Source organism: Corallococcus sp. Z5C101001 (assembly GCF_007352635.1).
GTDB classification, from domain to species: domain Bacteria; phylum Myxococcota; class Myxococcia; order Myxococcales; family Myxococcaceae; genus Corallococcus; species Corallococcus silvisoli.
Genome location: NZ_VKLU01000004.1, coordinates 119,976 through 134,642, shown reverse-complemented (window position 1 = coordinate 134,642; position 14,667 = coordinate 119,976). Strand labels below are relative to the sequence as shown.

Sequence of the window (14,667 nt, the reverse complement as noted above, 5' to 3'; positions counted from 1 at the left end):
CGCGTGCTGCTGACCCAACTCAAGCGCGCGGTGGTGTTGCGTCCCAGCGAGCCATCGGCGCGGTTGGCCCTGGCCGAAGCGCTCTTCCAGGAGCGGGACTTCAGCGGCGCGGCGGAGCACGCGCGGCGGGCCCTGGACCTGGGCGGGGGAGGGGCCGCGCGCCGCCTCCTGTGTGGCGCCTGGGCGCGTGACGGACGGCGGGAGGAGGCCCTCAAGCTGCTGGAGACCTGCGCGCGGGAGACTCCCGGTGACGCGGCCCTGCGCGCCGAGTTGATCACCCTGTTGGAGGAAGCGCGGCCGGACGACGCGCTGGTGCATGCGCTCCTGGCCACGGAGGCCGCCCCCGGGGAGCTGGAGGCCTGGCGCGCCGTCATCCGCCTCTGTGAGCGCACGAACCGGCCCTCCGAAGCCATGCCCGCGCTCAGGCGGGCCCGGCTGCTCGCGCCAGAGGACCCGCGCCTCGCGGAGTCGGTGCTCGAAGCGCGCGCGGCGCTCGGGCTCCCGGCCACCACCGCCATGCTGGACGCGCCACCGCTGGAGCAGGCCGCGCAGGCACTCGCGCTGCCCACGGCGCGAGCCGCGCTCTCCTTGGCGAAGCTCGACGCGGCCGTGGAGGCCCTGGCCCGGGGAGCGCTCGGGGAGGCCAAGCGGCAGCTCGTGACCGCACCCGCGACCAGCCGCTCGGGGGCCGCGGCGGCCTTGCTGCGCGCGGAGTTGGTGTGGCTGGAGGGACGGCCCCTGGCTCAGGTCGAGGCGGCCCGCCGCGCCGCGCTGGAGGCGCGCGGAGCGCCAGGGGCCGCCGCGCTGCGCCTGGGAGATCATCAGCTCGAAGCCGGAGCCCTGGACGAGGCGCGGGCGCTCTATGCCCAGGCGGCCGCGAATGGCGAGTCGCTGGCGGCGGCGGGGCGCGAGGCGGAGGTCTCCGAGCGCCGTCGGCTCCTGGCGCGCGATGTCCCCGCGGTCGGACGGTTGGGCGTGCTCGGATGGCATCCGAACGGCGGGCATGTCTCGCCACTGGAAGCGGTGGCGGTGCCAGGACGAGGCGTGCTGCGGTGCAGTGGCCGCGTGGGACCGGAGGGGCAGGAGGCCGCGGACATCGCCTTCAGCGCGGTGCGTGCACGCGCGCCCGCGCTGGGGCTGGGCGCGCTGGTCACCCGCTACGATCTGCACCTGCACTTCATCGACACGGAGGTGGGCAAGGACGGCTTGTCATGCGGCCTCGCGCTCGCGCTCGCGGGCCTCTCCGCCTACACGCAGCGCCCGTTGCCGGCGCGGCTGGCCGTCACCGGCGAGCTGACGCTCTCCGGCGACGTGCGGCAGATCGGCGGCGTGCACGAGAAGCTGGTGGCTGCCCACCTCGAAGGCATGCGCGTGGTGCTGCATCCGCGCCGGAACCTGCAGGAAGTGGCGGCGTTGCCGCCTGACGTGGCCGGGCGTCTGCGTCTGGTCGCGGTGGACAGCTTGGACGAGGCATGGCGGGTCGTGACCGCGACCGCGCCAGGAGTGGAGCGACGGTGAACAACGAACCCCGGCCGAACCCCTACGAGGTCCTGGGCATCGAGAGGGACGCGGACACCCGCGCCATCAAGAAGGCCTACTTCGAGCGTGTCCGGCAGAACCCGCCGGAGACGCACCCAGAGGTGTTCAAGCGCCTGCGCGAGGCGTACGAGCTGCTCTCCGACCCTGAAGCGCGTCAGGCCTTCGACGCCAGCACCGACGCGCCGGTGGATGGACCGGAGGCGGTGAAGAACGCGCAGCTCCAGGAGGCCGTCGACCTCTTCGAGGCGGGCGACAAGGCCGGGGGGCGCAAGGTCCTCAAGGCCCTGCTCACGGAGCAGCCCGACTTCCACGAGGCGCGCCTGCTGCTGGGCCGCAACCTCCTCTTCGAGAACGAGGCCAAGGAGGCGTTGGAGGAGTTCGACGCCCTCATCGCTCGGGCGCCCGGGCATTGGCAGGCGCACCTGTACCGAGGCTGGGCGCTCAACCGCCTGGACCGGCTGAAGGAGGCCGCGGATTCCTTCTGGCGCGCGGGCAAGCATGGCCCGTCGGAGGTGAGCCCGCGCGTGGCGCTGGCGGACTGCCTGGAGGCGATGGGGCAGGTGCCGGACGCGCTCGACGTGCTCGCGCAGGCCCAGGCGCTGCCCGGCGTGTCGCGCATGGACGTGCTCGCACTCAAGGTGCGGCGGATCGCGACGATGCTGGAGTACGGCCAGGAGGCCGACGCGGCGAAGGAGCTGGAGCAGCTCGACGCGGAGCTGCCGGAGGACGCGGACCCCGAGCTGCGCCGGTGGGCCGGAGGCCAGCTCTCCGCCGCCGCGGCGCACCTGTTCTCCCAGCAGAAGTCACAGGGCGCGAACCGCCTGCTGGAGTTCGGCCGGCGCTTCAATCCAGAGAGCACCACCGAGGTCTCCTATCCGACCCGCGTCACCGTGGACATGGACGCGCTGCCGGCCATCACGCGCGAGTGGTTGCACTCGGAGGCCGAGCGCGTCGGAGGCTGGCGCACCCTGTGGACCAGCTTGAAGTCGGCGGCCCTGACCCTGGTGCTCGTCACGGCCACCTGCTTCCTCCTGGCGCACATCTCCTTCGGAACCTCCGCGCGCGGCGTTTCGGACTGGGTCTGGTGCGCGCTCTACGCGGCCGTCTTCTGCGGCGTCACCTACGCCTGGGCCCGCCACTTCCTGAGGGTGATGGCGAGCCCCTATGCGCGCTTCAACACCATCCATCCGCTGCACCTGGTGCAGGTCGACATCGACCACATCACCGTGTGGCCGCTCGTGCACCTGCAGGACTTGAAGCTGGTGAACCACCAGCGCAACGGCGTCTATCAGCACACCGCCCTCGAGCTGCGCTTCAACAACGAGCGCACGGTCCTGACGGTGCAGGGCAAGGACAAAGCGGAAGCGCAGGCCCAGGAGCTGATTGCCCGGCGCCGCCGGGTCCTGGAGCTGCTCGGCCGCGGGATGCTGGATGCGGAGAGCGGTGTGGAGCACCTGCCTCCGGCGCTGCTGGCTCAAGCGGACAAGCGGGGGCATGTGCGCGCGCAGCGCGCGCGTTCGCCGTGGCCCGGCGTGTTCGCGGCCGCGGGGGTCGGGGTGTTGCTGGCGGGCGGAGCCGTGTGGCAGCAGAGGCGTTCGGTGCAGGACCACGCCTGGATGCGCGTCGCGGCGCGGTCGGACCTGGGCTCCATGCTCGAGTATCTGCGCGACTCGCCGGACAGCCGCTTCGCACCGCGGATCCAGGCCCTCGTGGATGCACAGCTGGCCCAGGCCCGAGCGCGGCTGGATGCCCGGTTGGATCCAGACAGCGCCGCGGCTCCGTCCCGTCCGTTCTTCGAGAGCCTGCTGGACGCGGTGTCGCGAGACCACCGCCGGCGCATCACGGTGGTGTGGAAGGCGCCCGCCGAGGACGACGCGTTGCCCGTGCGGGACGACCCTTCGGAGTCGCTGGTGGTGGCGTGGCAACGGACGGTGGATGAAGTGCTGGGGACAGGGGTCCTGGTCGTGGACGGAGGCTGGGGGCGCTCTCGGGAGGAGCCGCCCCTGCTCACCCTCCACGTGCGGGATGAGTCACGGGGCGCTTCGGGGACCCAGCGCGTCTGGTCTGTGACCCAGGAGGGCCTTGCTCCGGACGGGCCCGCGCGGGCCTTGGAGCTCGTGGCGGACGCCGCGGATCCGCGCGCTTCGGAAGTCCTCTTCCATGCCTGGGTGGACGCCTGGCACCTTCCCGGTGCGCGCCAGCGCCACCCCCTGCTGCTCACCACGTCGACGCTTGCCCAGGAGGCCCAGCCGTGAGTGCTCCTTCGACTTCTCCTCGCCTGGGGCTGCTGTTGCTCGGTGGAATCGGTCTCTGCTCGCTCGCGTTCGTGGCGGTGGTCCGGCTCTCCATGGCGTACGAGAAGGTGCTCTTCGTCAACGGGCTGGACAGCGAGGTCACGGTCTCCGCGGGCGGCAAGCGGTTCACGCTCGATGCGAATGGTCACCGTCTGCGCAGGCTGCCCGTGGGGCCGCTGGAGGTGGACGTGCGCAACGCGACGGGCCCGCTGGCGCACGAGACGGTGTTCGTGACCGACGAAGGGGGCCTCTTCATCTACAACCTGCTGGGCGCCGCGCCGCTGTATTCGACGACGGTCCGCTACTCGCGGACGCAGGACTCCAACGGCGCGCCGGACTCCCAGCCGCTGTCCCTGGGAGGCAAGGTCTTCCAGCGGGTGGGGCAGTTCGACTACGTGCTCACCGACCCTCCGGAGCGCATGTCGGTCCGTAGTGAGAGTGGCCGCTCGATCACGCGCACGCACCTGGGGCGGTTTCCCGGCGGTTGGACGACGACCTTCGGGATGTTGATGGACTCCCGGCAGACCGCCGAGGCGAACCAGCTGGCGGAAGCCTTGTGGCGCGCCCTGCCGGAAACCCGGAGCGCGGAGGAGGCTGCCTTCGTTTCGCGGTTGTCGCTCGCGCGCAAGGAAGGGCTGCTCGCGTCCGTCGCGGTCTCGCGCGCATGGCGGGACGCGCATCGGGACGACCTGACCGCGCACCGGCTCTGGGCGAGCGAGATGCGTCGTGCGGAGCGCAACGACGAGGTCCGCGCCTACTACGTCGCGGAGCTGGAGCGTGAGCCCGGGGCTGTTGTCATGGCCATCATGCTCTCGCGCTACGAGCCCGCCGGGGAAGGGACGAAGCGGCTGGAGGCCTTGATGCGCGACCATCCGGGTGAGCCGCTCCCCCGAAAGGCGCTGGCGCTGCGTTATGTGCGTCAGCAGCGCTGGGCGGACGCGCTCCCGCTGCTGGAGGCGATGGAGCAGCAGGACTCCGATTACGCCCTGGTCCTGGACATGCATGCGGAGACGCTGGTGGCGCTGGGCCGCCGCGAAGAAGCCGCGCGCAAGGTGTCCGAGCGGTTGCTCAAGGCCGGCGCCAAGGACGACACCGTGAACCCGGACGACGTGCTGCTCTACGCGAAGCTCGTCGGGGGCTCCTCTCAGAAGGGAAAGAAGAACGCCGTGATGCGGCAGCTCATCACCTGGGCGTCGAAGAAGCCGGCGGACGCCGTGGTGAGCGAGTGGGTCGCGGCCTCGCTTGGTGAACCTGTGGTCTCCCCGGAGTCGAGCAATGCTCCCTCGGACAACGTGCTCGCCGCCGCGACGCGGGTGTTGATGGCGCTCGCGGAGGAGCCCAAGGTCGCCGCGAGGGATTGCGCCGACATCGAGTTCAGTGTGTTCCGCCGCATGGGCACGGATGCGACCCTGCTGCTCGCGGCGGAGTCCGAACGGCTCGGGGACTCCGCGCTCGCGGCGAGGATTTTGGACGTGTCCGCTGTGGAGATGGGCTTCGGCGAACTGCAGGACGTGGTGCACGGCAAGCTGCCGCTGGAGTCCCTGCCCACGCTGGACTGGGGCGAGCGCGCCGCGCTCTCCCTGGTCGTCGCGCGCCGGCTGGACGCCGAAGGTGTGGACTCCAAGGCGGCCTATGCGCGCGTGAAGCGGGAAGCGCTGCTGCCCGGCCCGGTGACGGCCGCGCTCGAGCACTGGGCCCGGCCCAAGCCGTCCAGCGCCGTGGCGGGGGACACCGAGCCCTGAGTGGGGTCCATGCCATCCGGGCCCACCCGCCTCCCGTGGCTTAGGAGATGGAAGGCCCGGAGGTGCGGCTACATCCGCTCGTCGATGGCGCGGTTGCTCATCTCATCCGCTTCCGCGTTCTGCGCGCGGGGGACGTGGGCGAGCTTCACCTTGCCGAAGCCGGCGAGCAGCTTCTGGGCTTCCAGGAACAGGGGCTTCAGGGTGGGGCTCTTCACCTGGTAGCGCCCGCCCAGCTGCCGGATGAGCAGCTCGCTGTCGGCGAACACCTCCACCTCGCGCGCGCCCAGGCTCTTCGCGTGCTGGAGGCCGATGAGCAGGCCCATGTACTCGGCGTAGTTGTTCGTCTGGGTGCCCAGGAACTTGCCCAGGCGCGCCACCACCGCGCCGTGCGTGTCCATCAGCACCGCGCCCGCGCCCGCGGGGCCCGGGTTGCCGCGCGCGGCCCCATCCGAATAGACGCGGACACGGGTCAGCGAGCCCCCCGCGGCGGGCACCACGACCTCGACACCGGGGGCCTCCGACTGCAGCGCGACGGCCTGTTCGGTGGCGGACACCGGCACGGGCTCTCGCGGAGCGCCGCCCAGCTGGTCGGCGGCCTCGTCCAGCAGCTGGCCCAGGTGCTCCCGGGTGAGCCCGCGAAAGGCTCGCACCGTCGCCGTCAACGGCTCCTCACGGGCGATGTGACGGAGGAGGTCGACGAGCGAGGGGGGCGGCATGGAGGGAGGGGAGCGTGGGGCTCGCCGCCGCTACTTCTCGGCGGAGTCCTTCGGCTTCTCCTGCAGCGCTTCAATGGCGAAGATGATGCGGTTGCACGAGGGGCACACGTCGGTGCCCAGCGTGGTGCGCAGCATGTTGTACATCTGCGGGGGCAGGTTCATGTTGCAGCCCTGGCAGGTCCCCGCCACCACGCCCACCATCGCGGGCAGCTTCTTCTTGCGGATGACCTCGTAGCGACGGAGCAGGGTGGCGTCCACGTTCGCGGCGACTTCCGCGCGGCGCCCCTCCAGCTCCTTCACCTGGGACTCGGACTCGCCCAGCTTCCCGCGCAGCTCCGTCATCCGGGCCGACAGGCCCTGCTGCTTGGTGGCGTAGTCCGCCTCCTTGCCCTTGATGGCGTCGCGTGCGCCGCCCAGCTCCTTCACCTTCTCCGTGAGCGCCTCGGACTGGGTGAGGATGCCCTTCTTCGCGATGTCGATTTCGCGAGCGAGCGCCGAGTACTCACGCGTGGAGCGCTGGTCGGACAGGCGCGCTTCCCACTTCTTCACCTTGTCCTTCTCGTCCGTGATGTTCTGCTCGAGCAGGGCCTTCTGCTTCTCCAGGTCGGCCACGCGTGTCCGCTCGGCTTCGATGCCATTGCGTGCGCCGCCCAGCTCCCGCTCCAGCTCGGAAATCTGGCGGGGATGCACGTCCGCCGCCTTCCGGAGCGAGGCGACCTCGAGGTCAACCTTCTGCAGCTCCGCCAGGGCCTTCAGTTTCTCCCGCAAGTTTGCTGCCTCCCACACGGCCGCACCGACGCACGGCTCGGCTCTTGTACCAACAAGGATGCTGGGGTTCCAACGCCCAAATGGGCAGCCTTCCATCCCCGTGTTCCCCGCCCGCCCGTTGGGCGTTTGAATCCGCTTCACGCACCCGTTAGACGGGGCACGTGTCCAGCCACCGCCTCCGACCCCTCCTGGCCCCCGCGCTCCTCCTCGCCGCCGGGGCCTGCCGCGACGCCCCCGCGCCTCCGCCGCCTCCGGCGACGCCCCCTCCCGCCGCCGTGGCCCCCCGTCCGGCAGGACCCGTGAAGTGGGGTGAAATCGAGGGCCGGGTCCTGCTGACGGGGACTCCACCCCCACCCCCCAGCGCGCCGACCTCCGCCACCGTCGCCAGCGTCTGCGGCGACCAGGCGCTGGACCGCTCGCTCGTGGTGGGCGCGCAGGGCGCCCTGGCCTACGCCGTCGTCTCGCTCCAGGACGGCGCCGCGCTGCCCGAGCCGGAGACGCCCGCGCCCCCGCCCGTGCTGGACCAGAAGCAGTGCCACTACGAGCCCCCGGCCCTCGCGGCGAAGGCCGGCGGCGAGCTTCTGCTGCGCAACTCCGACCCGCTGGTGCACAACGTCCGCGCCCAGGCGGGGACGAACCGCTCCGTCTTCAACGTGGCCATGCCCCTGGAGGGGATGACGCTGCGCCGCCCCCTGCCCGCCGAACCCGGCACCGTCCAGGTCCGCTGCGACGTGCACCCTTGGATGCACGCCGTGGTGCGCACCTTCAACCACCCCTATTTCGTCGCCACCACCCCGGACGGCCGCTTCCGGCTCCGCGTCCCCGAAGGCGCGCACACCCTCACCTTCTGGCACGCGCGGCTTCCGGAAGCCTCCCGCCCGGTCACGGTCCGCGCGGGGGAGACCGTCCAGCTCGAGCAGACCTGGGACGTGGGTGCCCTGCTTCAGGAGGGCTCGGGGAAGTAGCGCCCCCCTGACATCGCTGTCAGGGCCGACCCGCCTCTGGAGGAGTTGTCTGATGGGGAGCCCCTCCAAGTGCCGGAAAACACGGCCCTTGTTCGGGCTTCTGTCTTGGTGGCAAAATTGCTTTGTCGGAAGCCAACACTTCCGCGCGAGGGGGACTCGTCATGCATCAGTCCAGGAAGCAACCCGCAGTGTCCGCCGCTGGGGAGCGGTCGCCCATGGGGGTCCGCCGCAAGGGGACCCGCCCCGTGGGCATGCAGGAGATGGGACCCAACCTCTACGAGGAGATCCGCAGCGCGCTGACCGAGCTGTCGCTGGTCTCGTCCCATGAGCGCCTGAGCGGCACCTGAGCCGACGCCCGGGTGGAGCGGGCCCCTTTTTGGGGCTCCCTCCCGGGGAAGCGGCGTTCCCGGCTTGGCCCTGGGGAGGGCGGGCAGGGAAATGACAACGGGGCCCGCCCGAGCAGTTCGGGGGGCCCCGGTAGGATGCGAGCGTAAGGGGAAGGCGCTAGATGTCGTCGTCCTCGGCGGGCTCGGCGCCCGCCTCGGCGTCCTCATCATCCCCGAAGGAGTCGAGGTTCTCCTCGTCATCCTCGGAGGCGGGCGTCTCCTCGGGCTCGGCCGGTTCAATGACCTTCGGCGCGGCCGCCAGACGGCCACGGCGGCCCTCGGCGGGCTTGGCGACCACGTTCTCCCGCTGATCCGCCCCGCACTTGGGGCAGATGGGGTCCGGCTTCTTCATGTCGTAGAACTTCGTCCCGCACTTGAAGCACGAGTGCTTGGTCCCGAGATCCTTCGCCGGCATGCGCCACCCTCGTCGAGCCTGGAGTGAAAGGGAGGGCGGCTGAATAGTTGGGCCGACGAACGGAGTCAACCGTGTGTTTGCGCGGGAGATTTCTGGCGGTAGCATCCCCGGCGGTTTCCCCCGAGAGCCGGACGCCCCTTTGAACTTCACCTGCGACAATTGCCAGAAGCGGTACTCCATTGCGGACGAGAAAGTCCGCGGCAAGACGGTCAAGGTCCGTTGCAAGAACTGCCAGAACGTCATCACCGTGGAAGGGCCCGCCGAGGAGGAGAGCACCCGCGTGGTGTCCCTCGCCGACGTGGAGCGCATCCGGGCCCAGGAGCGTTCGCTCGCGGGCGGCGGTGCCGCGGCCGCGGCCGCGCCCGCCCCGGTGGCCGCCGTCGCAGCGCCTGCACCCCTGGCCCGACCTCCTGCGTCGGCTCCCCAGCAGCCCTGGGACGATGAGCCCACGCGCACCGCGCCGCCCCGCCAGACGGCCGGGGCGCCCTGGTTCGTGATGGTGCGCAACAAGCAGGAGGGCCCGCTCGACGAGGCGGCCGTGGCCGAGTGGATGGCCGCCGGCAGCATCAGCGCGCGCAGTTTCTTCTGGCGCCAGGGCATGCCGGACTGGAAGCGGGGCTCGGACATCCCGGAGCTGGCGGCGCTGCTCGCGCCCGCCGCGCCGGAGCCGCCGCCCGCGCCTCCGGAGCCGCCGCCCGTGGCCGTCGCGCCGCCTCCGCGCGCCGCGCCTCCGGCTCGCCGCGAGCCGGAGCCCCAGCAGCCCTTCTACGCCGAGTCCGAATCCGGGTCGTCCGAGGACGGTGACGACGGCGGGTTCGAGCGCGACGGCGACGAGGACGAGGGCACGCTCTTCGGCAACAACCGAGAGGCGCCCGCCCCCGCGGCGGCTCCCGCCGGGCGCCGCGCCGCGCACGTGGAGCAGGCCCCCGCCGCCAGCGGCGCGCCCCTCAACGAGCTGTTCTCCGACCTGGATCTGCCCGGCAACCGGGGCGACTCCCAGGACGACGAGGACGCCTACCCGGACGAACAGCGCGACGACGGCCGCGACGACGAGGAAGAGGACGCGCGGCAGGCCGTGGAGGACTCGAAGGCCGCTCGCAAGCGCCCGGTCGTGGCGAAGAAGAGCGGCGGCGGCGCGCTGAAGGTCGTGGCGCTGGTGCTGGTGCTGCTCATCGTCCTGCCGTTGGCGGTCGTGTTCGGCCTGTCGGCGGCGGGGATGTTGCCGCCCGCCCTCGCGGACATCGTCAACAAGGCGACCGGCAAGGCGCCCGCGCCCGCCGCGCCGGCGCCGCGTCAGGCCGCGCCGGCGACGGAAGGCACCCAGCCCGTGGCGCCTCCGGAAGGTTCGGCCGCGGGGGGCGAAGCCAAGGCCCCGGCGGAAGGTTCGGCCGCGGGGGGCGAAGCCAAGGCCCCGGCGGAAGGCTCCACGCCGTAGTCACCCCCTGATGGGTGGGCCTGCTCCCGCGCCTCGCGCAGGAGCGGGCCCTGCCCGGTGCATCCCGTTCCACCGGGAGGACCTGGCACGTCGAGCCGGACGCTCCAGCGGGCCACGCGCCCCGAACTCCTCAGAGGTCGAAGTCTCCGGACGGCGGCTTCTTGCCGCGCAGGGCCTGCTCCCTCGCGGCGCGGACCTCGGCCCTCAGGGTTTCGGTGGCTTCGGGGTCCACCGTCCCTGTTTCGAGGTCCACGACGTCGCCCTCGCGCACGCCGGGGGGCAGGGTGCTCAGGGCGCGAGTCACCTGGCGGCCATCCACGACCAGCACGGCGACGTCCTCTTCGATGCGGTCCACCGTGGCCTTGGGCATGGCCTTCGCTTTCTTCGTCACGGGTGGCAATCCCCGGCGGGCTCGCGATCCGTCTTCATGGCTTCCTCGCGCGTCTTGAAGATGAGGAGGTTCTCCTGCTTGATGAGCCGTACGCTCTGGCACGTGGACTTGTGGAAGATGCGCTTGTGCCGGCTGGCCCGGTAGTCGACGCCCATGGAAGCAGGCGCGCTGGTGGACGAGCGCACCGACTCCGTCCGGTTGCCCTGGCGCGTGGCGGGCAGGTCATCCACGTCCGTCATGTTGCCGACGCGCGAGGAGGTGGCGCGAGTCGCCTCCGCGCGCGCGGGCTCCGTCCGCCCGGCGGGCGTCGGCTCGGGAGGGGCCGGCTTCACCACCGGCGGCGGGGGCCTGGCCGTGCGCACCAGGGCGGGGCGGGGATCCAGCCCCGGGAAGACGCGGCGCACGGAGGGGGGCTCGCCCGGGGAGGGGCGCTGGAGCGCGAGCTCGAACTGCTTGCCGTCGCTCACCGCGTGCACCTCGCCGTTCACGTCCGTGCGGAACGCCCGCGCGTCCATGGCCCGCAGCCGCCCGAGCAGCTCCTTCACCTTCGCGCTCCGGCCCAGGCCGTCGTCCCCGCTGAACACCGCGGCCTGGGGATGCACCTCCTCCAGGAACGCCTGCGTGTTGGCCCCGTCCACACCCGGTGAGCCGACCTTCAGCAGCGTGGCGGGCGCCAGGAGGCCGCCCCCCAGGAGCCGGGCCTCCGTCTCTCCCCGGGCGGCGCCCGCGAAGATGATCGAGGTGTCGTCGTACGTGAGGCGCAGCACGATGGAGTTCGCCGCGTTCCGGCCCTCCGCGTCCGGTGCCCCCTTGAGCAGCGGCTCCGCGGGCGCGCGCGGCCAGAGCACCGTGAGGTTCACCCGGTCCTCCAGCGTCAACCGGACCAGCTCCCGGGGCGCGGCGGAGGACGGCGCGGGGGAGAAGACCTGCACCCCTCGCGACCCCACCGCCGTCAGGAGCGCGTCGTAGGCCTTCGACGTGTCGGGGAGCTGCGACTCCATCAGCCGCCGCGCGCCCACGCGCTTGAGCACCGCGTCCAGCGCGCCGTGGTGCCTTGGATCCGGCTGGGTGAGGACGACGAGGTCCAGCTCCCGCCGCAGCAGCTCTGGCAGCCGGTTCACCAGGTGCGATTCCGCCGACGCGGGCCCCGAGTCCACCAGCACCGTGTTGCCGCGCGGCGTGACGATGAGCGCGGCGTCGCCCGCGCCCACGTCGAAGAAGTACACGTGGAGCTTCCCGTCCGGCGCCCCGCCGAAGTAGCGCGACTTCTCCGGGGCCTTCTGGGCGGGGGGCGCGGACGGCTGCTGGCAGGCCAGGGAGGCGAACAACAGCCCCACTCCGAGCGCGATGCGGGCACTCATGGATGGCAATCCTCGGCGGGGCGGCGCTCACGCAGGGCGTCGGCGCGGCTGGAGTAGACGGTGCGCTCGTTCTTGGAGCGCTTCAGGGTCGAGCAGTCCTCGCGGTGGAACACCTTGCTGCCCTTCAGGGACACGTAGCGCTGGCCCGAGGCCTCGTCGGACGTGTCCGGGGACACGGGGGCCGTGCGCTCCGCGGGCGCGCGCGTCCGGGAGCCTCCCGGCTCGGGTTCCTTCTCCACCGCGCGGCCGGAGCGGCGGTTCGGCGTGGGCTCGATGGGGCCGAGCGCCACGGGATTTCCCGCGGGCTGCGTGCCGGGCAGGCTCACGGACCGGGCGTCGCCCCTGGCTGAACGCAGGGTGACGGTCGCGCCGTCGCTCACCGCCATCACCTCGCCGTCCTGGTCGGTGCGGAAGGTCCGGGCGCTCACGCCGCGAAGGCGGCCCAGGACCTCCGGGCTCGGGTGGCCGTAGTCGTTGCCCACGCCGCAGGAGATGACCGCCGCCTGCGGCTTCACGCGCTCCAGGAAGGCCGCGGTGGACGAGTGCTTGCCGCCGTGGTGCGCCACCTTCAGCACCGTGGCCGTGAGGTCCAACGGCTTCTGCAGCAGCAGCTCCTCCGTGGGCGGCTCCGAGTCGCCGGTGAAGAGGAACGCCGTCTTCGCGTAGGTGAGCTTGGCGACGATGGAGTTCGCGTTCGCGTCCGAGCGCGTGTTCGCGAGGAACTCCTCCTGGGGGACGCGTGGCCACAGCACGGTGAGCGCGACGCCCTCGCCCAGGCCCACGGTGAGCAGGGTCTGGGGCGTGGCGGGGTTCGGCTCCGGGCTCATCACCTGGCCCACCTCACGGCCCACGAAGTCCAGCAGGTCGCGGTACGCCTCGCTCGGGTGGTCGAAGCCCGGGTCCATGAAGCGCTTCGCGCCCACCGCCTTGAGGGCGGCGCGCAGCCCGCCCAGGTGGTCCAGGTGTGGGTGGGTGAGGATGACCAGGTCCAGGGGCTGCTTCACCAGCTCCCGCAGCCGGGCCGCCAGCCGCGTCCCGGCCTCCGGTGGCCCGCCGTCGATGAGCACCGTCTTCCCCGTGGGGGACACGATGAGCGCCGCGTCCCCCTGGCCCACGTCGAGGAAGTAGACCGTGAGCCGCCCCGGGACGGGGGCAGGGAAGGCCCCGGGGGTGGGAGCCGCCGGAGCCGCCGCGTGGCCCGGCACCGCCGCGAACAGGAGGAAGAGGAGACCCAGGAACCGCGCGAAGACCTTCACGGGATGGAACTCTACAGCCCCGCTCCCCTCCACGGCACCCCGTGCGTTGCCCGGGGCCTGGGCCCCCCGCGAGCGCTTCCCCGGGACCCGGGACTGGGTTATGGGGCCCCCATGCCGTCCGACGCCGATGCCGTCATCCCCGTCCTGGAAGCGCTGCTCGACCAGGCCCGTCTCCGTCTGAACGCCTGGAAGGTCCCGCAGGAGTCGGTGCCCGCGCCCGCCGCCGCGCTGAACGCCGAACCGCCGCGCACGCCCGGGGTGAAGACCGCCACCGCGCGCGTCGACCCCGCGTCCATCCTGAAGGCCACGGACCTGGCGCGGTACATCGACCACACCCTGCTCAAGCCCGAGGCGCGCGCGGAGGACGTGGTGCGCGTGGCCGAGGAGGCCCGCCAGTACGGCTTCGCCACCGTGTGCGTGAACAGCTGCCACGTCGCCACCGCGGCGCGGGTGCTGGCCGGCGCGTCCGCCGTCCCCATCGCCGTGGTGGGCTTCCCCCTGGGCGCCATGCTGCCGTCCGCGAAGGCCTTCGAGGCGCGCGAGGCCATCCGCGCCGGGGCGCGCGAAATCGACATGGTGCTCAACCTGGGGGCGCTCAAGGCGCACGACTACCAGCGCGTGCACCAGGACATCGCCGCGGTGGTGGAGGCCAGCCACCCCATCCCGGTGAAGGTCATCCTGGAGACGGGCCACCTCACCGACGAGGAGAAGGTCGTCGCCTGCGCGCTGTCCAAGGCCGCGGGCGCGGCGTTCGTGAAGACGTCCACCGGCTTCGGGCCCGGCGGCGCCACGGTGAAGGACATCGAGCTGATGCGCGCGGTGGTGGGGGACGAGGTGGGCGTGAAGGCCTCGGGCGGGGTGCGCTCGGCGGAGGACGCCATCAAGCTGCTGCGCGCGGGGGCCAACCGCCTGGGCGCGTCCGCGTCCGTGGCCATCGTCACCGGGCAGATCTCCACCGCGCAGTACTGACCCCTCCTGGAGCACGCACCGTGACCCCGAAGCAGCGAGAGGACTTCCTCCAGCAGTTGCTCGCGCTCCACGCGGAGCTGACCGGGAAGACGCCCCTGCGCATCGAGCCCAACCGCACCGACGAGACGCGCGTCGGCGGCGACGAGGACGAGCAGCCTCTCAATGAAATGATGCAGGCCATCGCCTCCAGCCGGAACCGCAACACCGACGGCACGCTGGCGCGCGTGGTGAAGGCCCTGGGCAAGCTGCGCGAGGACCCGGACTCCTTCGGCGAGTGCGAGGAGTGCGGCGACGACATTCCCATGGGCCGCCTGAAGGCCATGCCCTACGCGGAGTTCTGCGTCGCGTGCCAGAACAACAAGGACGGGCCCAAAGGCCCGGTGCGCCGCAAGCACCTCACGGATTACAAAGGCTGAACCCCCCTTTTCAA

At 72.1% G+C, this 14,667-nt stretch carries 14 protein-coding genes; 8 read left to right on the top strand and 6 right to left on the bottom strand.

Annotation, left to right across the window (positions count from 1 at the left end; genetic code table 11):
* Positions 1–3: 3 nt before the first annotated feature.
* Genes FOF48_RS09160 through FOF48_RS09150 form a run of 3 tightly spaced genes read left to right on the top strand, consistent with a single transcriptional unit; the run spans position 4 to position 5,575 of the window.
* Positions 4–1,518 (top strand): S16 family serine protease, encoded by a 1,515-nt coding sequence (locus FOF48_RS09160; RefSeq protein WP_143900013.1) that lies wholly within the window; start codon positions 4–6, stop codon positions 1,516–1,518.
* A complete protein-coding gene (locus tag FOF48_RS09155; protein WP_143900011.1) occupies positions 1,515–3,794 on the top strand; it encodes a DnaJ domain-containing protein in 2,280 nt (759 codons plus the stop codon). The genes FOF48_RS09160 and FOF48_RS09155 overlap by 4 nt, the downstream gene beginning before the upstream one ends.
* Positions 3,791–5,575, top strand: a complete 1,785-nt coding sequence (locus FOF48_RS09150) for a hypothetical protein (RefSeq protein WP_143900010.1) — start codon at positions 3,791–3,793, stop codon at positions 5,573–5,575. Before FOF48_RS09155 ends, FOF48_RS09150 begins: the two co-directional genes overlap by 4 nt.
* A 68-nt stretch (positions 5,576–5,643) precedes the next feature.
* Here the strand turns inward: FOF48_RS09150 and FOF48_RS09145 are convergent, their stop codons facing one another.
* Positions 5,644–6,291 carry a ribonuclease HI family protein gene (locus tag FOF48_RS09145; protein WP_143900008.1) on the bottom strand — a complete coding sequence of 216 codons (648 nt, stop codon included), beginning with the start codon at positions 6,289–6,291 and terminating at the stop codon, positions 5,644–5,646.
* Between the two features lie 30 nt (positions 6,292–6,321).
* Positions 6,322–7,059 (bottom strand): zinc ribbon domain-containing protein, encoded by a 738-nt coding sequence (locus FOF48_RS09140; RefSeq protein WP_143900006.1) that lies wholly within the window; start codon positions 7,057–7,059, stop codon positions 6,322–6,324.
* A 299-nt stretch (positions 7,060–7,358) separates the two neighbouring features.
* Here FOF48_RS09140 and FOF48_RS09135 point away from each other — a divergent pair, with 299 nt between their 5' ends.
* The gene (locus FOF48_RS09135) at positions 7,359–8,024 is read left to right on the top strand and encodes a hypothetical protein (RefSeq protein ID WP_255442019.1); all 666 of its coding nucleotides are present in this window, start codon (positions 7,359–7,361) and stop codon (positions 8,022–8,024) included.
* A 188-nt stretch (positions 8,025–8,212) separates the two neighbouring features.
* Positions 8,213–8,371 carry a hypothetical protein gene (locus tag FOF48_RS36410; protein ID WP_186001841.1) on the top strand — a complete coding sequence of 53 codons (159 nt, stop codon included), beginning with the start codon at positions 8,213–8,215 and terminating at the stop codon, positions 8,369–8,371.
* Positions 8,372–8,528: 157 nt separating this feature from the next.
* On the opposite strand, the gene FOF48_RS09130 is transcribed toward FOF48_RS36410, so the two are convergent.
* Positions 8,529–8,825, bottom strand: a complete 297-nt coding sequence (locus FOF48_RS09130) for a TIGR02300 family protein (RefSeq protein ID WP_143900004.1) — start codon at positions 8,823–8,825, stop codon at positions 8,529–8,531.
* A gap of 139 nt (positions 8,826–8,964) precedes the next feature.
* On the opposite strand from FOF48_RS09130, the gene FOF48_RS09125 reads away from it, so the two are divergent.
* Positions 8,965–10,260 (top strand): GYF domain-containing protein, encoded by a 1,296-nt coding sequence (locus tag FOF48_RS09125; RefSeq protein ID WP_143900003.1) that lies wholly within the window; start codon positions 8,965–8,967, stop codon positions 10,258–10,260.
* A gap of 130 nt (positions 10,261–10,390) precedes the next feature.
* Here the strand turns inward: FOF48_RS09125 and FOF48_RS09120 are convergent, their stop codons facing one another.
* Genes FOF48_RS09120 through FOF48_RS09110 form a run of 3 tightly spaced genes read right to left on the bottom strand, consistent with a single transcriptional unit; the run spans position 10,391 to position 13,268 of the window.
* Positions 10,391–10,630, bottom strand: a complete 240-nt coding sequence (locus tag FOF48_RS09120; RefSeq protein ID WP_143900533.1) for a DUF3006 domain-containing protein — start codon at positions 10,628–10,630, stop codon at positions 10,391–10,393.
* Between the two features lie 17 nt (positions 10,631–10,647).
* The gene (locus tag FOF48_RS09115) at positions 10,648–12,012 is read right to left on the bottom strand and encodes a ComEC/Rec2 family competence protein (protein ID WP_143900002.1); all 1,365 of its coding nucleotides are present in this window, start codon (positions 12,010–12,012) and stop codon (positions 10,648–10,650) included.
* Entirely contained in the window at positions 12,009–13,268 is a 1,260-nt protein-coding gene (locus tag FOF48_RS09110; RefSeq protein WP_186001840.1) for a ComEC/Rec2 family competence protein, read from the bottom strand. Before FOF48_RS09110 ends, FOF48_RS09115 begins: the two co-directional genes overlap by 4 nt.
* Positions 13,269–13,379: 111 nt before the next feature.
* On the opposite strand from FOF48_RS09110, the gene deoC reads away from it, so the two are divergent.
* Positions 13,380–14,237, top strand: a complete 858-nt coding sequence (deoC, locus tag FOF48_RS09105; protein WP_143900001.1) for a deoxyribose-phosphate aldolase — start codon at positions 13,380–13,382, stop codon at positions 14,235–14,237.
* A 20-nt stretch (positions 14,238–14,257) separates the two neighbouring features.
* Positions 14,258–14,653, top strand: a complete 396-nt coding sequence (locus FOF48_RS09100; RefSeq protein WP_143900000.1) for a TraR/DksA C4-type zinc finger protein — start codon at positions 14,258–14,260, stop codon at positions 14,651–14,653.
* Positions 14,654–14,667: the final 14 nt, after the last annotated feature.